At 67.1% G+C, this 23564-nt stretch carries 25 protein-coding genes; 15 read left to right on the forward strand and 10 right to left on the reverse strand.

Annotated elements, in window-relative coordinates:
• The first annotated feature begins 42 nt into the window (after nt 1-42).
• Nucleotides 43-801 (forward strand): SH3 domain-containing protein, encoded by a 759-nt coding sequence (locus ABLE91_RS15170; RefSeq protein ID WP_348931906.1) that lies wholly within the window; start codon nt 43-45, stop codon nt 799-801.
• Here ABLE91_RS15170 and ABLE91_RS15175 read toward each other — a convergent pair.
• From ABLE91_RS15175 to pdxY, 4 genes are all read right to left on the reverse strand, one after another.
• Nucleotides 798-1508 (reverse strand): NUDIX hydrolase, encoded by a 711-nt coding sequence (locus ABLE91_RS15175; RefSeq protein WP_348931908.1) that lies wholly within the window; start codon nt 1506-1508, stop codon nt 798-800. The genes ABLE91_RS15170 and ABLE91_RS15175 overlap by 4 nt on opposite strands.
• Nucleotides 1505-2602 (reverse strand): alkene reductase, encoded by a 1098-nt coding sequence (locus ABLE91_RS15180; RefSeq protein ID WP_348931909.1) that lies wholly within the window; start codon nt 2600-2602, stop codon nt 1505-1507. Before ABLE91_RS15180 ends, ABLE91_RS15175 begins: the two co-directional genes overlap by 4 nt.
• Before the next feature lie 115 nt (nt 2603-2717).
• Nucleotides 2718-3614 (reverse strand): PhzF family protein, encoded by an 897-nt coding sequence (locus tag ABLE91_RS15185; protein ID WP_348931911.1) that lies wholly within the window; start codon nt 3612-3614, stop codon nt 2718-2720.
• A gap of 78 nt (nt 3615-3692) precedes the next feature.
• Nucleotides 3693-4541 (reverse strand): pyridoxal kinase PdxY, encoded by an 849-nt coding sequence (gene pdxY / locus ABLE91_RS15190; protein ID WP_348931912.1) that lies wholly within the window; start codon nt 4539-4541, stop codon nt 3693-3695.
• Nucleotides 4542-4738: 197 nt separating this feature from the next.
• Here pdxY and ABLE91_RS15195 point away from each other — a divergent pair, with 197 nt between their 5' ends.
• From ABLE91_RS15195 to phnE (ABLE91_RS15220), 6 genes are all read left to right on the forward strand, one after another.
• Nucleotides 4739-5998: an amidase gene (locus tag ABLE91_RS15195; RefSeq protein ID WP_348931913.1), complete on the forward strand. Its 1260-nt coding sequence runs from the start codon at nt 4739-4741 to the stop codon at nt 5996-5998.
• Nucleotides 5999-6131: 133 nt separating this feature from the next.
• Complete coding sequence (locus tag ABLE91_RS15200) at nt 6132-6269, forward strand: hypothetical protein (RefSeq protein ID WP_348931914.1); 138 nt, start codon at nt 6132-6134, stop codon at nt 6267-6269.
• A gap of 475 nt (nt 6270-6744) precedes the next feature.
• Nucleotides 6745-7560 (forward strand): phosphonate ABC transporter ATP-binding protein, encoded by an 816-nt coding sequence (gene phnC / locus ABLE91_RS15205; protein WP_510181952.1) that lies wholly within the window; start codon nt 6745-6747, stop codon nt 7558-7560.
• 59 nt (nt 7561-7619) lie between these two features.
• Nucleotides 7620-8531: a phosphonate ABC transporter substrate-binding protein gene (gene phnD / locus ABLE91_RS15210; protein ID WP_348931915.1), complete on the forward strand. Its 912-nt coding sequence runs from the start codon at nt 7620-7622 to the stop codon at nt 8529-8531.
• A gap of 153 nt (nt 8532-8684) precedes the next feature.
• On the forward strand, nt 8685-9569 hold the full coding sequence (gene phnE / locus ABLE91_RS15215; RefSeq protein WP_348931917.1) for a phosphonate ABC transporter, permease protein PhnE: 885 nt from the start codon (nt 8685-8687) through the stop codon (nt 9567-9569).
• Nucleotides 9566-10429 (forward strand): phosphonate ABC transporter, permease protein PhnE, encoded by an 864-nt coding sequence (gene phnE, locus ABLE91_RS15220; RefSeq protein ID WP_348931919.1) that lies wholly within the window; start codon nt 9566-9568, stop codon nt 10427-10429. Before phnE (ABLE91_RS15215) ends, phnE (ABLE91_RS15220) begins: the two co-directional genes overlap by 4 nt.
• 148 nt (nt 10430-10577) lie before the next feature.
• On the opposite strand, the gene ABLE91_RS15225 is transcribed toward phnE (ABLE91_RS15220), so the two are convergent.
• Together ABLE91_RS15225 and phnF are read right to left on the reverse strand one after the other, a co-directional pair.
• A complete protein-coding gene (locus ABLE91_RS15225) occupies nt 10578-11189 on the reverse strand; it encodes a pyridoxamine 5'-phosphate oxidase family protein (protein WP_348931921.1) in 612 nt (203 codons plus the stop codon).
• Nucleotides 11186-11950, reverse strand: a complete 765-nt coding sequence (phnF, locus tag ABLE91_RS15230; RefSeq protein ID WP_348931923.1) for a phosphonate metabolism transcriptional regulator PhnF — start codon at nt 11948-11950, stop codon at nt 11186-11188. Before phnF ends, ABLE91_RS15225 begins: the two co-directional genes overlap by 4 nt.
• Nucleotides 11951-12107: 157 nt before the next feature.
• Between phnF and phnG the strand changes: the two genes are divergently transcribed.
• From phnG to phnN, 8 genes are read left to right on the forward strand one after another with little or no spacing between them, the layout of a single operon-like run.
• Entirely contained in the window at nt 12108-12542 is a 435-nt protein-coding gene (gene phnG / locus ABLE91_RS15235; RefSeq protein ID WP_348931924.1) for a phosphonate C-P lyase system protein PhnG, read from the forward strand.
• The gene (phnH, locus tag ABLE91_RS15240; protein ID WP_348931925.1) at nt 12542-13141 is read left to right on the forward strand and encodes a phosphonate C-P lyase system protein PhnH; all 600 of its coding nucleotides are present in this window, start codon (nt 12542-12544) and stop codon (nt 13139-13141) included. Before phnG ends, phnH begins: the two co-directional genes overlap by 1 nt.
• Nucleotides 13142-13144: 3 nt before the next feature.
• The gene (locus ABLE91_RS15245) at nt 13145-14275 is read left to right on the forward strand and encodes a carbon-phosphorus lyase complex subunit (protein ID WP_348931927.1); all 1131 of its coding nucleotides are present in this window, start codon (nt 13145-13147) and stop codon (nt 14273-14275) included.
• Nucleotides 14276-14280: 5 nt separating this feature from the next.
• Complete coding sequence (locus ABLE91_RS15250; RefSeq protein ID WP_348932073.1) at nt 14281-15174, forward strand: alpha-D-ribose 1-methylphosphonate 5-phosphate C-P-lyase PhnJ; 894 nt, start codon at nt 14281-14283, stop codon at nt 15172-15174.
• A 2-nt stretch (nt 15175-15176) separates the two neighbouring features.
• Nucleotides 15177-15953, forward strand: coding sequence for a phosphonate C-P lyase system protein PhnK (phnK, locus tag ABLE91_RS15255; RefSeq protein WP_348932075.1), 777 nt, complete (start codon nt 15177-15179; stop codon nt 15951-15953).
• A complete protein-coding gene (phnL, locus tag ABLE91_RS15260) occupies nt 15950-16696 on the forward strand; it encodes a phosphonate C-P lyase system protein PhnL (RefSeq protein ID WP_510181953.1) in 747 nt (248 codons plus the stop codon). Before phnK ends, phnL begins: the two co-directional genes overlap by 4 nt.
• Nucleotides 16693-17838, forward strand: a complete 1146-nt coding sequence (locus ABLE91_RS15265; protein WP_348931928.1) for an alpha-D-ribose 1-methylphosphonate 5-triphosphate diphosphatase — start codon at nt 16693-16695, stop codon at nt 17836-17838. The genes phnL and ABLE91_RS15265 overlap by 4 nt, the downstream gene beginning before the upstream one ends.
• Nucleotides 17835-18395, forward strand: coding sequence for a phosphonate metabolism protein/1,5-bisphosphokinase (PRPP-forming) PhnN (gene phnN / locus ABLE91_RS15270; protein ID WP_348931930.1), 561 nt, complete (start codon nt 17835-17837; stop codon nt 18393-18395). Before ABLE91_RS15265 ends, phnN begins: the two co-directional genes overlap by 4 nt.
• 3 nt (nt 18396-18398) lie before the next feature.
• Here phnN and sciP read toward each other — a convergent pair whose 3' ends face one another.
• The 4 genes from sciP to ABLE91_RS15290 form a co-directional block, all read right to left on the reverse strand.
• A complete protein-coding gene (sciP, locus tag ABLE91_RS15275) occupies nt 18399-18674 on the reverse strand; it encodes a CtrA inhibitor SciP (RefSeq protein WP_348931932.1) in 276 nt (91 codons plus the stop codon).
• A 320-nt stretch (nt 18675-18994) separates the two neighbouring features.
• On the reverse strand, nt 18995-21229 hold the full coding sequence (gene glyS / locus ABLE91_RS15280; protein ID WP_348931935.1) for a glycine--tRNA ligase subunit beta: 2235 nt from the start codon (nt 21227-21229) through the stop codon (nt 18995-18997).
• Between the two features lie 100 nt (nt 21230-21329).
• Complete coding sequence (locus ABLE91_RS15285) at nt 21330-22628, reverse strand: MFS transporter (protein WP_348931937.1); 1299 nt, start codon at nt 22626-22628, stop codon at nt 21330-21332.
• Nucleotides 22625-23551, reverse strand: coding sequence for a glycine--tRNA ligase subunit alpha (locus tag ABLE91_RS15290; RefSeq protein ID WP_348931939.1), 927 nt, complete (start codon nt 23549-23551; stop codon nt 22625-22627). The genes ABLE91_RS15285 and ABLE91_RS15290 overlap by 4 nt, the downstream gene beginning before the upstream one ends.
• Nucleotides 23552-23564 lie beyond the last annotated feature (13 nt).

Raw genomic sequence — 23564 nt, forward strand, 5'->3', positions numbered from 1 at the left:
CTGCTAAGGTGCCGCCGCTTCTTAGCCAGCCGAGTTCATCCCATGCCGCTGTCGCGCTTTTTCCTTGCTAGTGCATTTGTCCTCCTCGTCTTCCCCGCTGCCGCCCAATCCCCGGATGCCATGCGCTTCGCCGGCACCTACAGCACCAGCACCAATGGCGGGCATGGGGGCTGCACGATCCGGCTCACCGCCAACACGACCATTTTCGGCGGCTATGGCGCCTCCTCCCAGGGGTGCGGCGGCAGCCTGATGTCGCTGAGCCGGTGGAATATCGCCGGCTACAACATCGTGCTCATGGACGGCAACGGCCAGATTCTGGCAAGCGTCGGCCCGAACCGGGGCGGGCTGAGCGGCGGCACGTCGGACGGCTCCAGCGTGCGCATGACCCGCTCGGGCGGCTCTGCCGGCGGCCTCGGCATCACGCCTCCAGGATTCAACATGAGCATTACCCCGCCGGGCTTCGGTTCAAGCGGGGGCTCCGGCTGCCGCGTCTATTACGGCTGGAACGGCACCAAATGCGCGCCGTCCAACGACCTCGACGCCCCCGTTCTGCTGGCCAATGCCACCGCGATCATCCGCGTGCTGGGGACCAACAATGTCCGGCAGGAGCCGAGCTTCTCGAGCGGGATTGTCGGGCAGATTCCGGTCAATAGCTGCGTGCGGGCAGACAGCTGCGGCCGATATGGCGACACCGACTGGTGCCGCGTCCAGTATAACGGCCGCACGGGCTGGATGGCGAAGCAGCAGTCCGCCAGCAACGGGCGGCGCTACACCTTGTTCTCCAACCGCTGCGGGAGTTAGGCCAAGCTCCAGCGCCAGCGGGCATAGTCGGCGGCGTAAGGCGCAACGGCGGGCACAAGGTCCGCCTCCGAGGCGATCACCCGGACAGCCTTCAGCTCCGGCTTCTTCTCGGCTGCAAGAAAATCGCAAATGCGTGCGGCAAGCGCGGCGCCCGTCTCGTTGAAGATCAAACGCCGCATGAGGCCGAAATAGATCCCGTCCCACGCCAGATCCCAGCCGCCTTCCTCCCGCACGTCTTGGAGCGAAAGGCCGGTCTCCTCCTCCATCTCCCGAAGCGCGGAGCCGCGAAGGTCGAGAACGCCATGCTTCACGTCCTGGGGGGCGGGGGTGCCGCCGGGAAAATAAATGGCGCCTGCGCTCGCCGTGTGGTCGCCCATCTCGCCCATGACGAAGGCGCCGTCCGAGCCTTCAAGAGCTGCGGGGGCGAAGATGTTCAGGGCGCCGAGATCATTGATGCCCCGCGCACGCCACCAGTTGAAGGCGGCGAAATCCGTCTCGAAGCAAGTGCCGCTGAGGACGCCGTCCTCCAGAACATGGTCGCGCAACAGGATGATGCGCCCGTTCCACAAATGCGGGTTCTTCGCCTGAAGCCCCTGGAAATGCGCGTCGATCTCCGCGCGATGCGCCTCGGCCTCATGCCAGCCCCCCGCCCCGACCCTGAGGTCGAGGCGGGAAACCGGAAAGATGCGTGCCGGCGCTCGGCTCAACCAACCGGCTCCAGGGCCGGGTAATCGATATAGCCCTTGGCGCCGCCGCCATAGAGCGTGTCGCGGTCCAGCTCGTTGAGCGGCGCGGCGCGCTTGAAGCGCTCCACGAGGTCGGGGTTCGAGATGAACGGCTTTCCGAAGGCGATGAGATCGGCCTTGCCGGCGGCGATCACCGTCTGCGCGAGGTCGAGGTCGTAGCCGTTATTCACGATCCAGGTACCGGAATAGCGCCGATGCAGCTCCTCGAAGGAGAAGTCCGGGGCGACATCGCGCGGCCCGCCGGTCGCGCCCTCGACCACATGGATATAGACCGGGTGCAGCTTTTCGAGCTCGTCCACCACATGGTTGAACAGCACCTGGGGGTTGCTGTCGGACAGGTCGTTGGCGGGCGTTACCGGCGAGAGCCGCAGGCCCGTGCGTGCCGCGCCGATCTCGGCAATCACCGCCGCCATCACTTCGATGAGGAGGCGGGCGCGGTTTTCAATCGAGCCGCCATAGGCGTCGGTGCGCTTGTTGGCACCGTCGCGCAGGAACTGGTCGATGAGGTAGCCGTTGGCGCCGTGGATCTCGACGCCGTCGAAGCCCGCCTTGATGGCATTGGCGGCGGCGCGGCGATAATCCTCGATGAGGCCGGGGATTTCCGACAGCTCCAGCGCGCGCGGCGCGGAGGTCTCGGCAAAGCTGTTGTTCACGAAGGTCTTGGTCTTGGCGGTGATGGCGGAAGGCGCCACCGGGGCGCCGCCGTTCGGCTGGAGCGAGGTATGGGAGACGCGGCCCACGTGCCAGAGCTGGGCCACGATGCGCCCGCCCTTGGCATGGACGGCTTCGGTGATCTTCTTCCAGCCGGCGACCTGCGCCTCCGAATAGATGCCGGGCGTGTCCTGATAGCCCTGGCCTTGCTGCGAGATCTGCGTCGCCTCGGTGATGATGAGGCCCGCGCTGGCACGCTGGGCATAGTATTCCACCGCAAGATCGCCGGGCACGAAGCCCGCGCCCGCGCGGTTGCGGGTCAGCGGCGCCATGACGACGCGGTTGGAAAGGGTGATTTTGCCGAGGGTGTAGCTGTCGAACAGCGAAGGCGTCGCTTCAGTCATGGACAGGCCTTTCGGGCGGGAACCGCCGAATGGAGATGGTGCGATGCGGTAGAGATAAGCCAGCGCTTCCGCTCGCCAAGGGGGGACACAGAAGAAAGTTCGGGGCCCTTATGGTTCACAAATGCAGGAGCCCTTCGGCCACCACCACAGCGCTGCCGCCGATGGTGGCCGCGCTGGCGCGACCACTGGCGACCTGGAAGCCGAGATTGATGCGGCTCGGCCGGCCCATTTCGAAACCCTGGTCGATGCGCACCTTATGATGGCCATCCACGCGCGCCTCGGCATCCATGAGCACCGCCGGGAAAGCGGCAGCGGCGGCGCCCGTGGCGGGGTCCTCCTCGGTCCCGAGGCCGGGCGAGAACATGCGGGCGCGGTAGTCAGCATCGCCCTCCTCGTCAGGCGTATAGAGAAAGAGTGCCTCACCGTAGGAGCCGAGGCTGCGGATGAAGGCGGCCTCGTCCGGCCGGGCGCGGGCCAGCGCGGTGAGGTCCGCCATGGGCACGAACAGGAACGGCACGCCGGCGGAGGCAACCAGCGGGCGATGCGCGTCAAAGCCGATATCGGAGACGGCGAGGTTCAGCGCGTCCGCGCAGTCCCGGCGTGAAATCTCCGCCTCCTCCAGCTCCGCCTTGCGGGGCACGATGAAGGTGGCCGCGCCCTTGCGCGAGCCCGCCCCCTCGGTGGAGACCTCGCACTTCACGACGCCGATCTGTTCCTCCAGCAGGAACGAACCCTTGGAAAGCTTGTCCTCCAGCGCCAGCAGCACCGCGACGCCCACCGTGGGGTGGCCGGCGAAGGGCATTTCGTGGGCGGTGGTGAAGATGCGGATGCGCGCCCGGTGGGCCGGGTCCTTCGGCGGCAACACGAATACCGTCTCGGAGACGTTGAACTCACGGGTGATCTGCTGCATGGCCGCATCGTCGAGGCCCGCCGCATCGAGGACCACCGCCAGCGGGTTGCCGCCGAACGGACGTGAGGTGAAGACATCGAGCGTCACGTAACGGCGCGGCATGGCGTGATCCGGGTTCCCTAGAGCCAGTTTAGACCGCCTTGCCCCCAAGGCTCAGGCGCGGAATGTCACAGTTTGGCCTCAAATGGCCTGCGGCGTGAAGACATTGGATGGCCGAACGAACTCCTCCTGGGCCTCCACCAACAACAATTCGCGCGAATGGGCCTCGTGGGTGCGCTTCAGCAGCCCGAAGATGGAGGAGCCCGCGGCCCCGAGCGCCCCTGCCGTGGTGCCCATGCGCTTGTAATGGACGAAGAACAGCGCCGCGATGGCGTCCCCTGCCCCGTTCAGCGACACGTCGAGCCGCGGCGTGCGCAGCAGGAACCGGCCGTCGGGACCCGAGGCGAAGAGGTCGATGGCGTCGGACGGGGTGTCGGACGTGTGCAGCGAGGTGACCAGGATTACCTTCGGCCCCCGCGCATGGAGCGCATCGCAGGCCGCCGCCGCATCCTCCCGCGTCGCGACGGTCATGCCCGAGAGCAGTTCCAGCTCGAACCGGTTGGGCGTGATGATGTCGGCCGCCGGCACCGCCGCGTCCCGCATGAATTCTGGGATTCCCGGCCGCACGAAGATGCCGCGCCCCACATCGCCGATCACCGGGTCGCAGCAATAGTTTGCGTTCGGGTTGGCCGCCCGCACCCGCGCCACAGCATCAAGGATGGCCGCGCCGATATCCGCCGAGCCCATATAGCCCGAGAGCACGCCGTCGCAGGCGCCGAGCCGGCCGCGTTCGGCGATGCCCTCGATGAGATCGCCGATGACGCCGGCCTCGAACACCTGGCCCCGCCACGCGCCGTATCCGGTGTGGTTGGAGAACTGCACCGTATGGATCGGCCACACCTCCACGCCGAGGCGCTGGAGCGGGAACACGGCGGAGGAGTTCCCCACATGCCCGTAGGCGACGTGGGACTGGATGGAGAGGATGTTCATTGCCGGGAAGCCGGGTTTGATGAGGCGTCGAGGGCAGCTATCGCGCAAATCCCCTGCCGACAAATGGATTCTGCTGATCGGCTCCAGCAATTGCGATGATCTGTGCAGCCCCCGTGTCGTTGCGCCCTGCCCTTGCGCCCCGGCAGGCGCCATGCCAAGCCCATCTTCCCTGTCGTTCCAGCCGCAAGATCCCCCACATGTTGCTTGCCCGCGACCTCGCCTTCGACATCCATACCGGACGCCTCTCTCCCGCCGAACTGGTGGAGCGCTGCGCCGAGGCCATCGCTGCGCAGGAGAACGACGTGCGCGCCTTCGTGGCGCTGGACCTCGAAGCCGCCCGTGCGGAAGCAGGCGAGCCCGGCCGCGGCGCGCGCCCGCTCGCCGGCCTGCCGGTGGGCGTGAAGGACATCATCGACACCCGCGACTTTCCCTCCGAATACGGCTCGGCGCTCTATGCAGGCCACCGGCCGGCGGCGGATGCGCCCGTGGTGCGGCAGGTGAAGCGGGCGGGCGGCATCGTCCTGGGCAAGACCGTGACCACCGAGCTGGCGCACATGCACCCCGGCAAGACGCGCAATCCCCGCCGCCTCACCCACTCGCCGGGCGGCTCCTCCTCCGGCTCGGCGGCGGCGGTGGCGGCGGGCATGCTGCCGCTGGCCATCGGCACCCAGACCGGCGGCTCCGTAATCCGCCCCGCCGCCTTCTGCGGCGTCGCCGGCTACAAGCCCACGTTCCGCACCTTGCCCACGGTGGGCATGAAGACCTTCTCCTGGCACCTCGACACCATGGGCCTGTTCGGTGCGCGGGTGCGGGATGTGGCCTTCGCCGTCGCCGCGCTGACGGGCCGAAACCTGGATATCGCCGACAGCGTGGCCGATGCACCGCGCATAGCCGTGGTGCGCACCGCCCGCGCCGCCCTCGCCGACGCCCACGCTCATGCGGCGCTCGATGCTGCGGTAAGAGCCGCAGAGCGGGCCGGGGCGCATGTGCGGGAGATCGACCTGCCGGAGGAGGTGGAGGCGGCGGACGCGATCCACCCCGTGATCCAGGACTTCGAGGCCTGGATCACGCTCGCCGACGATTACGACCGGGGCCGTGACAAGCTTTCCCCGGGGCTCGTCGCCCATCTCGAAGCTGCGTCCGCCATCACCACCGACGTCTATGACATGGCCCGGCGCTCCGCCAAGCGGGCGCGCCAGTGCCTTGGTGACCTGTTTGCGGACCATGACGTGCTGCTCACCTTCTCGGCGCCGGGCGCGGCGCCGGAGGGCTTTGCCTCCACAGGCTCGCCGGCCTTCAACCGCCTCTGGACCCTGATGGGCTCGCCCTGCGTGAACGTGCCCGGCCTCACAGATGCCTCCGGCCTGCCGGTGGGCGTCCAGGTTGTAGGCCGGTTCGGGCGCGACCGCGCCGCTTTGCTCGCCGCCGCCTTCGTGGAGCGCGCGCTTACCGCCTGAGATCGTATATTTTTTGGAAGGCTTCCTGCGGCGCGGTATCGCTTAGCCTCTGATTATAAAGAAGATGCGAGTGGAGCGTGCTGCACTGCATGATCATTTCATGCAATGCAGTACATTTATTTGCTTTTCTAGAATGAAGTCTTTGTTAAGCTTAGGTGGAAGATCGGCCAAGGAGAGGACTTGGGACGTGAACCTCGGCTCGACGCTGGATCTGATGAAGCTCTGTGCCGCCTTAGCCGTGATCGGCGCGGTGGTCATGGGCATGATCTAAGCGCGGACGCACACACCCAGGCGACCTTCGCACAACCATAAGAAGAAGAAGGATAGGCCGATCGGACGGCGCCGGAGAGACATCTCTCCGGCGCCGCTCTTATTTCACGGCTGACACATGCAACTCAGCTCCCCGCCGGGGAGCGGACAGGGAGAGGTGGCTGAGCGTCACCGACTTATCATGTCTGACGCGCCGTCTTCCCCAGAAAAGTGGAGAATGGGGTGTCAATCTTTAGTCTCGTCGCGCCCCGCTTGTCGCCGCCCGGTACCTAGCCGACACTCGCCAAAGCAGCATTGATTCTACTTACACTTTGCGCCGACCGAAAAGCCGCGCGGATATTGATACCGCCAAGCTTTTCGCCGTTTATGACACTTTCATGAGGCCTGCCTCCAAAGTCGGCAGCACCTTCACCCAGTCGTCACACGCCTGTAGTCCGCCGCACCTATTGGGTTCACGAGCGCAGCGGAGCGACCTCATGCTGGTGATCGAAGGACTGACCTGCCGGTTCGGCGACAAGCTCGCCGTGTCCGACGTCAATCTTGAAGTCGGGGGAGGTGCCTTCGTCGGCGTCATCGGCCGTTCCGGCGCCGGCAAGTCCACGCTCCTTCGCATGGTGAACCGGCTACAGGAGCCGACCGGCGGCCAGATCCGATTCGAGGGCCAGGACGTCACCGCCCTCAAGGGCCGGCAGCTGCGCCTGTGGCGCGCCCAGGCCGCCATGATCTTCCAGCAGTTCAACCTGGTGGGCCGGCTCGACGTGCTCACCAACGTGCTCATGGGGCGGCTTTCCACCATGCCGTCCTGGCGCGCCTTCACCAAGGCCTGGAGCATGGAGGACAAGGCGCTCGCTTTGTCCGCCCTCGACCAGTTCGACATCGCCCAGCTCGCCTCGCAGCGCGCCGATAGCCTTTCCGGCGGCCAGCAGCAGCGCGTCGCCATCGCCCGTGCGCTGGTGCAGGAGCCGGGCCTGATCCTTGCCGACGAGCCCATCGCCTCGCTCGACCCGCGCAACACCAAGGTGGTGATGGATGCGCTGCTGCGCATCAACAAGCATTTCGGCATCACCGTGCTGTGCAACCTGCACTCCCTCGACATCGCCCGCACCTATTGCGACCGGCTGGTCGGCATGGCCGCAGGCCGCGTGGTGTTCGACGGAGCCCCCGACATGCTCACCGACGCGGTCGCCCGCGACCTCTACGGCCTGGAGGCCGGCGAGGTGATGGAGGTGGAGCAGAGCGCCCCCAGCCGGGGCGTGGACGCGATGGCGGCCGGGGCCGCCATTGCAATGTGAGCGTCGGTTCCCGAGTTCTTCGCGCGTTTCCTTATCCCCGCATCCTCAAGGAGCGAGACATGCTGACCCGTCGTACCCTGATCGCCGCCGCCGCGGCGCTCACCTTCTCCGCCGGCGCCGCCGGCGCGCAGGACTGGAAAGCGCAGTATCCCGAGCTGGTCTTCGCCATCATCCCGGCGGAAAACGCCTCCGGCGTCACCGAGCGCTACACCCCCCTCATGAACTACCTCACCAAGGAGCTGGGCACCAAGGTGACGCTCCGCATCGCCAACGACTATGCGGCGGTGATCGAGGGCCAGCGCGCCGGCAACATCCAGATCGCCTCCTACGGCCCCTCCTCCTTCGCCCGCGCGCTCATGACCGGCGCGAAGATCGAGGCCTTCGCCATCGAGGTGAACGCGGACGGCACCAAGGGCTATTATTCGGTGCTCTACGTGAAGGCCGACAGCCCCTACAAGACCATCAACGACCTGAAGGGCAAGAACCTCTGCCTGGTGGACCCCAACTCCACCTCCGGCAACAACGTGCCGCGCTTCGCCCTCAACAAGATGGGCATCACGCCCGACCAGTTCTTCGGCAAGGTGGTCTATGCCGGCTCGCATGAAAATGCGGTGATCGGCGTGCAGCAGGGCACCTGCGATGCCGCCTTCAACTGGTGGAACGACGAGCAGGAATCCAACCTCATGCGCATGGACCGCAAGGGGATGGCGAAGTACTCGGACTACCGCATCATCTTCAAGTCCGACCAGATCGTGAACTCGCCGCTGGCCTATCTGGACAGCCTGCCGGCCGACCTGAAGGCGAAGATCCGCGACGCCTTCTTCAACGTCGAGAAGAACGACAAGGCCGCCTTCGATAAGATCTATGAAGGCAAGCAGCTCGTGTGGCAGCCGGTGACCAACGCCTCCTACGAGACCATCATCGAACTCAACAAGTTCGTGGACGAGCTGCGCAAGAAGAAGGGCTCCTGAGCCTTTCCGGGATCATATGGCCGGGCTGAGCCCGGCCATCTCATTTTTTCAAGAGACGTCATGCCCGGGCTTGACCTGGGCATCTCTCGGAGGCCGAGGGGATCCCCGGGTCAGGCCCGGGGATGACGAATGAAGGAAGCTTAGGAACCAACTTTGCCCCACGCCGTCGTCCAGCTCCCGCCCGAGCAGATCGCGCCCCTCGCCCGTCTCTATGACGAGGCGGTGGCGGCGCGCCGGCGGCATACGTTTATCGCGGGCGGCGTGATCCTGGTCTGCATCGCCTTGTCCTGCTGGGCGGGCGAGGTGCGGCCGGGCGTCTTCATGGCCAATGCCAACAGGCTCGGCGAGTATTTCTGGAACATCCTGCCGACCCTGCGCTGGGACAGCCTCGGCGCCGACCTCGCCGAATGGTACTGGAACCTCGACGGCTGGCTGAAGCTGCTGCTCGACACCATCCTCATCGCCTATCTCGGCACCCTGTTCGGCGGCATCGGCGCCTTCTGCCTGTGTTTCCTCGCCAGCGCCAACCTCGTGCGCTCGCCGTGGATCCGCTTCACGGCCCGCCGCGTCCTGGAATTCTGCCGCACGGTGCCGGAGATCGTGTTCGCGCTCCTGTTCGTGGTGGCCTTCGGCCTCGGCGCCATGCCCGGCGTGATGGCGCTCGCCATCCACACCATGGGCGCGCTCGGCAAGCTGTTCGCCGAGGTGGTGGAGAATATCGACATGAAGCCGGTGGATGGCGCCACCGCCGCCGGCGCGAGCTGGACGCAGACCGTGCGCCTCGCCGTGGTGCCGCAGGTGCTCTCCAACTTCACCTCCTACGGCCTGCTGCGCTTCGAGGTGAACGTGCGCGAAGCGGCCATCATGGGCTTCGTGGGCGCCGGCGGCATCGGCCAGGACCTCGTGGAGGCGATCCGCAAATTCTATTATTCTGACGTTTCCGCCATCCTCCTCCTCATCATCGCCACCGTCATGATCATTGACCTGGTGACAGAGCGCATCCGCCATTCGCTGATCGGCATGGAGCAAGGCCGATGAGCCGGGCCCGCATCTCCCCTTCCCCCGAGGACCGCGCACGCCTCATGGCGCTGCACCCCCAGCTCGCCACCAATGTGCATGGCCGCAGCATCGCGACCATCGCCCTCCTGGTCGGGCTCGCGCTCCTTGCGGTCTATTCGCTCTGGCACCTCGGCTTCTCGGTGAGCCGCCTCGGCACCGGCATCGGCCAGCTGTTCTATTTCGTCACGCTCATGCTGCCGCCCAATCCCGGCACGCAGCTTCACCTCTATATGGACGCGCTGGGCGAGACGCTTGCCATCGCCTTCCTGGGCACCCTGGCGGGCGCCGTGCTGGCCCTGCCCTTCGGCTTCCTCGCGGCCAAGAACGTGATCGCCAACCCGGTCTTCCATCTCGGCATCCGCCGGGTGCTGGACGTGCTGCGCGGCGTCGATAAGCTCATCTGGGCGCTGATCTACGTGACGGTGGTTGGCCTCGGCCCGTTCGCCGGCATCCTCGCCATCGCCACCTCATCCATCGGTGAGTTGGGCAAGCTGTTCTCCGAGGCGGTGGAGGCCTCCGACCGCAAACCGGTGGAAGGCATCGTCTCCACGGGCGGCTCCAAGCCGGACGCGGTGCGCTTCGGCATGCTGCCCCAGGTGCTCCCCGTGCTGGCCAGCCAGGTGCTCTATTATTTCGAGAGCAATTCCCGGCAATCCACCATTGTCGGCATTGTCGGCGCCGGCGGGCTCGGCCTTCACCTTGCCGAGCAGATCCGCGTGCTGGAATGGCAGAAGGTCAGCTTCCTCATCCTGATGATGCTGATCATGGTGGCGGTGATCGACTTCATCTCCTCCCGCCTGCGCTTCGCCATCATCGGCCGGCGCGACGTGACGTTCTGAGGGTTCCTGAAGTTGCCTTGCCCCATTCGTCATGGCTGGACTTGATCCGGCCATCCACGGGGCTCCGCTGGCATCAGACTAAGGAGAGCCGTGAATCCCCGGATCAAGTCCGGGGATGACGGGTGTTCCGGCGTCGGGCGTCGCCCCCTCAGTACAGCAGCTCGCGATAGCGCCGCACCATCTCTTCCTGGCTCTCCACCTCTCCGAGGCCCCAGATCTGGTCCTTCAGCATCTCGCCCATGGAGGGCAGCGCGGTGCGCTCGATGCGCGCCTCGGGGTCCCACAGGCGCGAGCGCATGAGCGCCTTGGCGCAATGGAGATAGGCTTCGGTCAGGGTGATGCGCAGCACGGTCGCCGGCTTCTTCCCGCCGATGGCAAAGCGCGCCAGCAGGTCCGCATCGGCATGGATCTCGGCGGTGCCGTTGACCCGCAGTGTCTCGTCCACGCCAGGGATGAGGAAGAGAAGGCCGACGCCGGGATTGGCGAGGATGTTCTCAAGGCTGTCCAGCCGATTGTTGCCGGGACGGTCCGGCAGCAGGAGCGTCCGGTCATCCTCCACGCTGACGAAGCCCGGATGATCGCCGCGCGGCGAGACGTCCATGGCGCCGTCCGCGCTGGACGTCGCAAGGAGCGCGAAGGGGCTCAGCGAAATGAAATGCCGGCAGTGGCGCTCGAATAGATGCAGTACCTTATCGACCGAACGGCCCTTCGGCTCGGCGTAGAGCGTCCGCAACTCTTCCAGCGTCTGAACCCGGCTCATGGCCTGATCACCAATTGCACCCGGTCCGCCGCGAAGCTGGAGCGGCCCCATTGGAGCGGCGTGCCGTTCACCTCCACATCCACCCGCTCCACCACCAGCACGGACCGGCCGGGGGCAAGCGAGAGCATTTCCTGCTCCCGTTCATTGGCGACGCGGCCAGTGACCCGGGTTTCCCGTCGGCGGAAATCCTGGATGCCGAGGGTCGCCAGAGCCCGCGTCAGCGAGCCGGTGGCGGAATAGACGAGGTCGAGGTCGCGGCACCGGGCCTCGGGAAAATAGGAGCGGCCGAAGGAGATGGGCACGCCGTCGGCCTCATGGATGGTGTCGATGCGCAGCACCGGCGTGCCGTCCGCCACCATCAGCTCGCGGGCCACCTCGCCCTGCGCTTCTTCCACCTGGGAGCCGAGGCAGCGGCCGGACGGCTCGCGTCCTCCCGCGGAGACGATCTCGCTGAAGCGGGTGCGCGCGCCGATGGGATAGCGCAGCGGCGCCTCCTTCACGAACGTGCCGCGCCCCGCCGTCGCCTCTATCAGGCCCTTCTCGGCCAGCACCGCCAGAGCGCGCCGCACCGTGTGGCGGTTCACCCCGAACTTCGCCGAGAGGTCCGCCTCCACGGGAAGCCGCGAGCCCGGCTGATAGAGGCCGCTGCCGATCTGCCATTCCAACCGCCCGGCGATCTGCTTCCACAAGGCGACGCCGCTGCCGCGGGTGACATCCGCCTCGTCCATGTCCGTCATCGAGACGTGATCGAAGGCATCCATATTATTTTCGCTCCCCGGCACAACCGCACTTCCCTCGCTACAACCTGCGTATTTGTATATTTAACTATACAAATAAAGTCCAGCGCGCTATGGCTCTGCCCCGAAGCCTGCCGGGCCACCGGAAGGACAAGGGATCGCCATGCCGCCAGAAGCCGACATGACGCAGCGCAGACAGGCTCTGATGGGCGTCCTGGCGCGGGCCACGCTGCCGGAGCTGGAGAGCGCCCTGGAGCGCTTCGCCCCCCTGCCCCCCATCGATGAGCCACGGCCTGCGGAAGTGGGCCTCGCCATGCTGCGCGGGCGGGTCGGCGGTGACGGCGCGCCGTTCAATCTCGGCGAGGCCACCGTGACCCGCGCCGCCGTGCGGCTCAACGCGGCCACCGGCGTCTCCTACATTCTGGGCCGCGCCCCCGAGCGCGCCCGCGCCGCTGCCGTTCTTGATGCGCTGTGGCAGGACGAAGCGGTGCGGTTTGCCGTGGAGGAGGCGCTGGGGCCTGTGCGCAAGCGAATCGCCGGTGCAGAGGCGGCCACGCGCGAGAAGACCGACGCCACGCGCGTGAACTTCTTCACCCTCGTGCGGGGAGAGGATTGATGAGCGCGCAAGGTCTCGCCCGAGGCTTCGCCGATCCGGCCCGCGAGTCCCAGCGCGCCTTCAAGGCGCTCATGTGGGCCATGGCGCGGCCTGGACTTCCCGAGACATTTGTCTCACATCTCACGCCCCCCGCGCCGCTGACACCGGAGCTGGCCGCCCTTGCTTTGACGCTCCTCGATTATGAGACGACCGTCTGGCTCGATGCGCCTCTGGCCCAGCAGACGGCAGTGGTGGAGTTCCTGCGCTTCCACACCTCGGCCCGCATCGTCTCCGCGCCGCAGGAGGCGCAGTTCGCATTGATCTCGAACGCCTCGGACCTGCCGGACTTCACGGCATTCGCGCAGGGCGAGCCCGATTATCCCGATCGTTCGACGACCCTCATCGTGGCTGTGCAGCGCCTGGCGGAGGCGCCGTTTCAAATCGAGGGGCCGGGCATTAAGGGCCATGTCGGCTTCGGCGCGGAGCCGCTGCCCGCCGACATGAGCACGCGCCTTGCAGCCAACCGGGCACTCTTCCCTCTCGGCCTCGACCTCGTCCTTGCGGCACCGGGCGCGATCCTGGGCCTGCCCCGCTCCGTCCGCCTGATTGAGGAGGCCTGAGCCATGTATGTGGCGGTGAAAGGCGGCGAGACCGCCATCCGCAATGCCCATGCCCTCCTCGCCGAGGTGCGGCGCGGCGATCCCGCGGTGCCGGAGATCGGCATCGACCAGATCCGCGAGCAGCTGGCCCTGGCGGTGGACCGGGTGATGGCGGAAGGCAGCCTGTTCGACCGAGACCTTGCGGCGCTGGCGCTGAAGCAGGCGCGCGGCGACATGATCGAGGCCATCTTCCTGGTGCGCGCCTTGCGCACCACCCTCCCCCGCTTCGGCGCGGCCCTGCCGGTGGATACGGGCGCCATGCGGGTGCGCCGGCGCATCTCTGCCACCTATAAGGACCTGCCCGGCGGCCAGGTGCTGGGGCCGACCTTCGACTATACCCACCGCCTCCTCGACCCCTCGCTCGCCACCCGTGCATCACCGGCTGCGAAGACGACAGCGGCCGCGAAGGCCAAGCCCACATCCGTGCAGGACCCACCTGTCCCCATGGCCCGGGTGACGGACCTGCTCGGCGACGAAGGCCTAATCGAGCCCTCCCCGCCCGATATGGGCGAGGAGCCGCCCGACCTCACCCGCAGCCCCCTCGCCTTCCCGGCGGAACGGGAAACGCGCCTTCAGAATCTGGCGCGCGGCGACGAGGGCTTCCTGCTGGCGCTCGGCTATTCCACCCAGCGCGGCTATGCCCGCACCCATCCCTTCGTCGGCGAGATCCGCATGGGCGAAGTGGAGGTGGAGATGTTCGTGGAGGAGCTGGGCTTCGCCGTCCCGCTCGGCGAGATCACCCTCACCGAGTGCCAGATGGTGAACCAGTTCAAGGGCACCGCCGAGGCGCCGCCGCAATTCACCCGCGGCTACGGCCTCGTCTTCGGCCAGAGTGAGCGCAAGGCCATGTCCATGGCGCTGGTGGACCGGGCGCTGCGCTGGGAGGAGCTGGGCGAGGAGAAGACCGCCCCCGCGCAGGACGCGGAATTCGTGCTCTCCCATTCGGACAATGTGCAGTCCACCGGCTTCGTGGAGCACCTGAAGCTGCCCCATTACGTGGACTTTCAGGCGGAGCTGGATCTGGTGCGCCGCATGCGCACCGAGCACGAGGTGCCGGGCGAAGCCGACGAGGATCTGGAGGAGGCGGCCCAATGAGCGCGATGCCGGCCATCACCTACAATTTCGCTTATCTGGACGAACAGACGAAGCGGATGATCCGGCGCGCCATCCTGAAGGCCATCGCCATCCCCGGCTATCAGGTGCCGTTCGCCAGCCGCGAGATGCCCATGCCCTATGGCTGGGGCACAGGCGGCGTGCAGGTCACCGCCGCCATCCTCGGCGCCGACGATGTTCTCAAAGTGATCGACCAGGGCTCGGACGACACCACCAATGCTGTGGCCATCCGGGGCTTCTTCCAGGCCACAGCCGGCGTCGCCACCACCACGCGGACCGAAGACGCCACCGTCATCCAGACCCGCCACCGCATCCCGGAGGCGAAGCTCTCCGCGCATCAGGTGCTGGTCTATCAGGTGCCCATCCCCGAGCCGCTGCGCTTCCTCGAGCCGCGCGAGACCGAGACGCGCAAGCTCCACGCGCTGGCCGATTACGGCTTGATGCATGTGAAGCTCTACGAGGACATTTCCCGCCACGGCCACATCGCCACCACCTATGCCTATCCGGTCTCCGTGGCGGGGCGCTACGTGATGGACCCCTCGCCCATTCCGAAGTTCGACAATCCGAAGATGGACGACAGCCCGGCCCTCCAGCTTTTCGGCGCCGGGCGCGAGCAGCGCATCTATGCCATCCCGCCTTATACCAAGGTGGTCTCCCTGGATTTCGAGGACCATCCCTTCCGGGTGCAGAGCTTCGACAAGCCCTGCGCCTTGTGCGGGGCGGAAAACGTCTATCTGGACGAGGTGATCCTGGACGACAAAGGCGGGCGCATGTTCGTGTGCTCCGACACTGATTTCTGCGACAGCCGGCGCGCCGACGGGCATCAGGGCGAGATGGGCACGGCCGGGACAGGCACCACCCCTGGGAAGGCAAAGTCATGAGCATGGTGGACATGCCCCTGCTGGTGGCCGAGGGCCTCACCAAATATTACGGCGCCCGCCCCGGCTGCCTGGAGGTGGACCTGGAGGTCCATCCCGGCGAGGTTCTGGCCATTGTCGGGGAATCCGGCTCGGGCAAGTCGACCCTTCTCTCGCTGCTGGCCACCGAGCTTGCTCCCACCTCCGGCCGCGTGCGCTACCGCATGGGCGATAACGCCCTGCGCGACCTCGCGACGCTCACCGAGGCCGAACGCCGGCTGCTGCTGCGCACCCAATGGGGCTTCGTGCGCCAGAATGCCGAACAGGGCCTGCGCATGGCGGTCTCGGCCGGCGGAAACGTGGGCGAGCGGCTGATGGCCGTGGGCTGGCGCAATTATGGGGACATCCGCGAGGAGGCCACAGGCTGGCTCTCCCGCGTGGAGATCGCGAGCGATCGCATCGACGATGATCCGCGCGCCTTTTCCGGCGGCATGCGCCAGCGCCTGCAGATTGCCCGCAACCTCGTCACCCGACCGCGCCTCGTCTTCATGGACGAGCCCACCGGCGGGCTCGACGTCTCGGTGCAGGCGCGGCTTCTGGACCTTATCCGCTCGCTGGTGGCGGACCTGGGCGTCGCGGTCATCATCGTCACCCATGATCTCGCCGTGGCGCGGCTGCTCTCCCACCGCATCATGGTGATGCGCCGGGGCCGCGTCATCGAGACCGGGCTCACCGACCAGGTGCTCGACGACCCGCGCGAGCCCTATACCCAGCTTCTCGTCGCCTCGGTGCTCGCCGCATGACCGACCTTGCCTTCAGCCATGCCGCCCCGCCGCGCCCCTTGAACGGCCATGTGATGCTGCGGGCGTCCGGCCTCGCCAAGACCTTCACCCTCCATCTCAGAGACGGCGTGCGCCTGCCGGTGGTGGACGGCGCCTCCTTCGAGGTGGCCAAGGGCGAGTGCGTGGCCCTGGGCGGCCCCTCGGGCGCCGGCAAAAGCTCCATCCTCAAGATGGTGTTCGGAAATTACCGGGTGGACAGCGGGTCGATCCTCATTGCCGATGGGCATGAGACGGTGGATGTGGCCCGCGCTGCCCCGCGCCGCATCCTGAAACTCCGGCGCGAGCGCATCTGCTATGTGAGCCAGTTCCTGCGGGTCATCCCCCGCGTCTCGACCCTGGACATCGTCACCGAGCCCTTGCGGCTCGATGGGGTGCCGGCGGAAGAGGCGGCCCGCAAGGCGCGCGACCTCCTCGCCCGCCTCAATCTGCCGGAGCGACTCTGGGCGCTGCCGCCGGCCACCTTCTCCGGCGGCGAGCAGCAGCGGGTGAACGTGGCGCGCGGCTTCATCGCCCGGCGCGATCTCCTCCTGCTGGACGAACCCACCGCATCGCTGGACGCGCAGAACAGCGCGGCGGTGGTGTCCCTGATTTCCGAGAAGAAGGCCGAGGGCACCGCTTTGCTCGGCATCTTCCACGACGCCCAGGTGCGCGAGGCGGTGGCCGACCGCATCGTGGACGTCACCCGCTTCGGAGCCAGCACATGAGCAAGACCGAAACTATCCTCGCCAATGCCCGCCTCGTGCTCGCCGACGACATGCGCGCCGGCCATGTGCGCATGGTGGACGGGCGCATCGCCGAGGTGGGCGCCGGCGCGGTGCCTTCAGGCGCGGAGGATCTTGGCGGCGACTATCTGCTGCCCGGCCTCGTGGAGCTGCACACGGACCACGTGGAAGGCCACCTCATCCCGCGCCCGAAGGTGCGCTGGAATCCCCTGGCCGCCATCTTCGCCCATGATGCGCAGGTGGCCGCCTCCGGCATCACCACGGTTTTCGATTCGCTCCGGGTCTGGCCGGACAAGCGGGCGGTGGGGATAGACGGCGATGCACCCCTCCTTGCCGGCGCGCTGGCCGAAGCGAAGGCGGCGAATGCGCTTCGGGCCGACCACCTTATCCATTTGCGCTGCGAGGTGGCGACCGACACGGTGGTGGAGGATGCGGAGGCACTCATGGACCAGCACGAGGTGCGCCTCGTCTCGCTCATGGACCATACGCCCGGCCAGCGGCAGTTCTTGAGCGTGGACATATTCCGCTCCTATTACATGAAGAAGAGCGGCATCTCGGAAGCGGAAATGGACGTCATCGTCTCCACCCGCCTGGACTTTCACCAGCGCTATGCCCGCGACAACCGCGCGCGGCTGGTGAAGGCCGCCCATGCGCGGGGCATCGTGCTGGCGAGCCATGATGACGGCACGAAGGCCCATGTGGACGAGGCCATCGACGACGGCGTCGCCATCGCCGAATTCCCCACCACCGAGGAAGCCGCCCGGCTGTCCCACCGCGCGGGCATCCGCGTGCTCATGGGCGCGCCGAACCTGGTGCGCGGCGGCTCCCACACGGGCAACGTCTCGGCCGAGGCGCTGGCCGGCGCGGGGCTCCTCGACATCCTGTCGTCGGATTATGTGCCCTCCAGCCTCCTCTGGGCCGCCTTCGACCTCAACCGCCGCAATCCCGCGATCGCTCTGCCCGAAACGGTGCGCATGGTCTCGCGCACGCCGGCCATGGCCGCGGGCCTCGACGACCGCGGCGAGATCGCTCCGGGCAAGCGGGCCGACCTCATCCAGGTGGCGCTGGCCGGCGACATGCCGGTGGTCAAGGCTGTCTGGCGGGAGGGGCGGCGCGTGGCATGACGGGTGCGGCGGACGTGATCGGCCCCGGCGCCCTCATCCTGGTGGTCGGCCCCTCGGGCGCGGGCAAGGACACGTTGATCGACGCGGCGCGTGCCCGCCTTGAGGGCCACCCGCGCATCCGTTTCGCCCGTCGCCTCGTGACCCGCCCGGCAGGCGCGGGAGAGGCCCACGGCACTTTGAGCCCGGAAGAATTTGCGGCGCTGCGCCCGCGCTTCGCGCTGTCCTGGGATGCCCACGGGCTGTCCTACGCGCTCGGAGAGGAAGTGGCCCAGTGGCTTCTGTCGGGCGAGACGGTGATCGCCAACGGCTCGCGCGCGACGCTTCCCCTCGCCCGCGCGCGGTTCTCCCGCCTTCTGGTGGTCCATGTCACCGCCCCTCCGGAAATCCGCGCGCGCCGGCTGGCGGCGCGCGGACGTGAGGCGGAGGGGGACATATTGGAGCGGCTGTCGCGTGCGCCGGCGCTGGACACGGTGCCGGACATGGAGATCGAGAATGTCGGGACGCCGGAAGACGGTGGCCGCCGCCTCGCGGATTTCATCGCCCGCGTAACGGCCTGAGCCTCACTGCCGATAGTGCTGGATGCGGGTGGTGCGCAGCCCCGGCAGGCCGTGACGCTCGATGGACGCTTGCCAGGACAGGAATTCATCGACCGTGAGCGTGTAGCGCTTGCACGCCTCTTCCAGGCTGATGAGGCCGCCGCGCACCGCTGCAACCACTTCGGCCTTGCGGCGGATCACCCAGCGACGGGTGTCCGGCGGCGGCAGGTCCGCGACGGTCAGTGGGCTCCCGTCGGGGCCTATGACGTATTTCGCCCTCGGCCGATAGGCATCGGTCATTGTTACGCTCACCCATTACTCAACCCAACCTGGAGCAATTGTGAGCGATGGCGATGAAGATTTCCCTAAAGGACAAATAGAAGATGTTATTTACTTGTCTTAACGGGAAATGAAGCGGGAATTAACGAAGGATGAAGCGCGGGGACGAAAGTGTTTACGAATGCTTACGCAAGGTATTGGCAATGGTGGTCAATAAAAGCCGTCATCCCCGGGCTCGACCCGGGGATCCACGCCTACGTGTTAGTATTGTCCTTGCGAGCGCCGTGGATGCCCGGGTCAAGCCCGAGCATGACGGTGTACAGGGAAACGAGGGGTAGCCCTCACCCCTCGATGCGGTCGAAATCCGCAATGGCGCGCGTTGCCGAACGGATCTCGTCCTGCAGCTTCAGCCGGTTGATGCGCAGCACCGGGTCGGGCGCGTTCACGGTGACGGCCTCGAAGAACGCGTCCACCGGGGCGCGCAGGTGCGAAAGAGCGCCCATGGCGCGCTCGAAATCCTCGGCCGCGACGGCTTCCTTCACCTGCGCCTTCACCGTCTCGATGGCGGCGGCGAGACGCTCCTCGGCGGGCTCGGCAAGGAGGCGGGCGTCGGCCGGCCCCTCATAGCGGGCGCCGTCCTTCTTCTCCTCGATGCGCAGGATGTTCACCGCACGCCGGTAGCCGGCGAGCAGCGTGCGGCCGTCCTCGGTCTCCAGGAAGCGCTGGAGCGCCTCCACGCGACGGACGATGAGGAGCAGGTCGTCCTGCCCCGGAAGGGCGAACACCGCGTCCACGAGATCATGCCGGGCGCCGCGCTCGCGCACATGCACCTTAAGACGGTCGGCGAAGAAGGAGAGGAGGTCGACGGCAAGGTCCGCCGACAGGGACAGCCCCTCCACCCGAGCGATCTCGGCCGCGGGGGCATCCGCCGGCGCCTTCACCAGCCGCCGCGCAAGATTGCTCAAAAGGTTGCTCACCACCTTGTCCGCCAGCGCTTCCAGGTGGAACACATCGTGGGGATGGGTGTCGTAATGGGCCTCGCCCAGGATCGGCCGTGTGGCATCCACCAGCAACGGCTGGAGCGGCAGGCGCAGGTTATTGTCCAGCACGATGCGGATGACCCCCAGCGCCGCGCGGCGCAGCGCATAAGGGTCCTTGGAGCCTGTGGGCTTCTCGTCGATGGCCCAGAAGCCCACCAGCGTGTCGATCTTGTCCGCCAGCGCCACGGCGATGGAGACCGGCGCGGAGGGCACACGGTCGGACGGACCCTGGGGCTTGTAATGCTCCTCGCTGGCCGCCGCGATCTCCGCCGGCAGGCCCTCGCCTTCCGCATAATAGCGGCCCATCAGCCCCTGAAGCTCAGGGAATTCGCCCACCACCTCGGTGAGGAGGTCCGCCTTGGCGAGCCGCGCCGCGCGCTCGGCCAGCGCCGGGTCTGCGCCCACCTTCGGCGCGATCTCCCGCGCCAGGGCCGCGATGCGGTCGATGCGCTCGGCCTGCGAGCCCAGCTTCTCGTGGAAGGTGATCTGCTTGAACTTGCCGAGCCGCTCCTCGAGCTTGGTGCGGCGGTCGGTATCCCAGAAGAATTTCGCGTCCGACAGGCGCGCGCGGATCACCCGGCCATTGCCGGCGACGATGGCGGCGCCCTGGTCGGTGGCGGCGAGGTTCGAGATCAGGATGAAGCGGTTGGCGAGGCGCCCGGTGCGCGGGTCCTTCAGCACGAAGCACTTCTGGTTGGCGCGGATGGTGGCGCGGATCACCTCGTCGGGAATGTCTAGGAAGGCTTCCTCGAAGGTGCCGATGAGCACCACCGGCCATTCCACGAGACCGCAGACCTCGTCCAGCAGACCCTCATCCTCCACCAGTTCCAGCCCGTGCACCAAGGCAAGGTCGCGGGCGTCGGCCATGATGGCGGCCTTGCGGCGGTCGCGGTCGGCGATGACCTTTGCGGCTTCGAGCTTCGTGAGCCAGTCGTCCAGCCGCCGCACCTCAATGGCGCCGGGGGCCAGGAAGCGGTGGCCATAGGTGATGTTGGAGGCGGCGATGCCGTCCACCTCGAAGCGCACCACCTCCGGGTCTTCCATCTCAGTGCCGAAGGTGCAGAGGATGGAATGGAGCGGGCGCACCCAGCGCAGCGTGCCCGCGCCCCAGCGCATGGATTTCGGCCAGGGGAAGGCGCGCACGATCTCGGGCACGATCTCCGCGACCACCTGCGTCGTCGCGCGGCCCGGCCGCTCCACCACGGCCACGTAGAAGTCGCCCTTCTTGGGGTCCGACTGGATGGTCGCCTCTTCGATGGAGGCGAGCCCCGCGCTCTTCAGGAAGCCCTGAATCGCCCCCTCCGGCGCGCCGACGCGCGGCCCCTTCTTCTCTTCCCGCATGTCGCTCTGTCGGCCGGGCAGGCCATGGACCGCCAGCGCCAGCCGGCGCGGCGTCACGAAGGCCTTGGCGCCCTCATACATGAGACCGCGTTCCACCAGCGCGTCCGTCACCAGCTTGCGCAGGGCGTCGGCCGCCTGCGCCTGCATGCGGGCCGGGATTTCTTCGCTGAACAGTTCAAGGAGGAGATCGGGCATGGCTTCGCTCGGCGCGGACGCGCCGGTTAGGATTGCGCGCCGGTTGGGATTGGAGGGCTGGGGACTGCCTAGAGGGTTTCGCCGGCCCCGTCGAGACCAGTCAATTCAGGGATCGTCCCGTGCGGTCTTCCATGGTGAGGGCGGCCACCAGAGAGATGGCGGCCAGCACCATGAGGTAGAAGGCCGGCGCCATGTCGTCCTGGGTGCGGTTCACCAGATAGACCGCGACCATGGGCGCGGTGCCCCCGGCAAGGCCCATGGCGATATTGTAGCTGACGGAGAGCGCCGAGCAGCGGGTCTTGTGGCGGAACATCTCCACCAGAACCACCGGCATGGGCCCGGCATAAGCCGCGATCAGCACGGCAAAGCCCATCTGGCCCACCAGAACCCAGAGCGGATCGCCGCTGGAGAGCAGCCGGAACAAGGGCCAGGAGAACAGGAGCAGCCCCACAAGGCCCGACACCACCACGACCTTGCGCCCCACCTTGTCCGTGAGGGTGGAGAAGATGAAGACGAAGACCAGCAGCGCCACCATGCTGGCGGTGTTCACCTGCAGTGCCTGGCGCTCCGGCATCCCGTCCACCTGGTGCATGTAGGTGGTGAGATAGACGAAGATCAGATAGAAGCCCGCGCCCAGCATGGCGTTAAGCGCAATGGACCGCAGGATGTTGCGCCAGTCCTCGCGGAACGCCTCCACCAGCGGCGCCTCGGCATGGGCGGCGGGCGCCGCCTCATCGCCCACGGAGCCCCGCAGGAACAGGGTGAAGCCGCCGAGGAATACGCCTGCCAGGAACGGCAGGCGCCAGCCCCATTCAACGAGCTGGTCTGTCGTGAGCAGCGAGGCGGTCAGCGAGGCAGCGGCGGAGCCGAGGAGCGTGCCGCCCGTGGCGCCCATGCCGGCGAAGGCGGTGATGAAGCCGCGGCGCTTGGGATGGGTGTTCTCGCCGAGGAAGATGGCCGCGGTGGTGTACTCGCCGCCGATGGACACGCCCTGCAGCAGGCGCAGCACCAAAAGGAGAACGGGCGCGAGGGCGCCGATGGTCGCGTAGGTCGGCAGAAGCCCGATGACGACGGTGGAGACCGTCATCATGCCGGCCGAGACGTAAAGCGCCAGCCGGCGGCCGTAGCGATCGCCGATATGCCCGAAGACCACCGCCCCCAGCGGCCGCATGAGGAAGGATGCGGCGAAGATGCCGAAGGCCGAGATCAGGCCGATGAACGGGCTGGCCGCGGGAAAGAAGTTCTTCGCGAAGATGCTGGCCAGGAAGCCATAGGCCGCGAAATCATACCATTCCAGCAGGTTGCCGAGCGCCCCGGCGGCGACCATGCGCGGCGTCATCACGCGGGGCTTCTCAGCCGGTGCCGCGCGCGCCCCGAGGGCGTGGATGGTGGCGGTCACGCCACGCCGCCGGCCTCGGTCCTCAACCAAGCAGCGCCGCAGGCCTTCGCCAGTTCGCGCACACGCAGAATATAGCTCTGCCGCTCGGTGACCGAGATGACGCCCCGGGCGTCAAGCAGGTTGAAAACGTGGGATGCCTTGATGCACTGGTCGTAAGCCGGCAGCACCATCAGATGCTTCTCGCCCGCATCGCCTGCGGCGAGATAGCGGGCGCAGGCGCCTTCCGCCATGCGGAACTGCTCCAGCAGCATGTCGGCGTCGGAATGCTCGAAATTGTGCCGGGAATATTCCTGCTCGGCCTGCTTGAACACGTCGCCATAGGTGACCTTCTCGGCCCCCTCGCGTCCGTTGAAGTTCAGGTCGTAGACGTTCTCCACGCCCTGCACATACATGGCGAGGCGCTCAAGGCCGTAGGTCAGCTCGCCGGAAACCGGCGCGCATTCAAAGCCCGCCACCTGCTGGAAATAGGTGAATTGGGAGACTTCCATACCGTCGCACCAGCATTCCCAGCCCAGGCCCCAGGCGCCGAGCGTCGGGCTCTCCCAATCGTCCTCCACGAACCGCACGTCGTGCAGTCGGGTGTCGATGCCGATGGCCTCCAGCGAGCGCAGATAAAGCTCCTGGAGATTGTCCGGCGACGGCTTCAGGATCACCTGGAACTGGTAATAGTGCTGGAGCCGGTTGGGGTTCTCGCCATAGCGCCCGTCCTTCGGGCGGCGCGAGGGCTGCACATAGGCCGCCTTCCAGTGCTTCGGCCCCAGAGCGCGCAGCGTGGTCGCGGGATGGAAGGTGCCGGCCCCGACCTCCATGTCGTAGGGCTGGAGGATCACGCAGCCCTGGTCGGCCCAGAAGCGCTGCAAGGTCAGGAGCAAGCCCTGAAAGGACTTGTCCGGGCGCATATGCGGCGGCAGCGCCGAATCCATCATGTCTTCCTAT

Source organism: Aquabacter albus (assembly GCF_040049275.1).
Taxonomy (GTDB): domain Bacteria; phylum Pseudomonadota; class Alphaproteobacteria; order Rhizobiales; family Xanthobacteraceae; genus Aquabacter.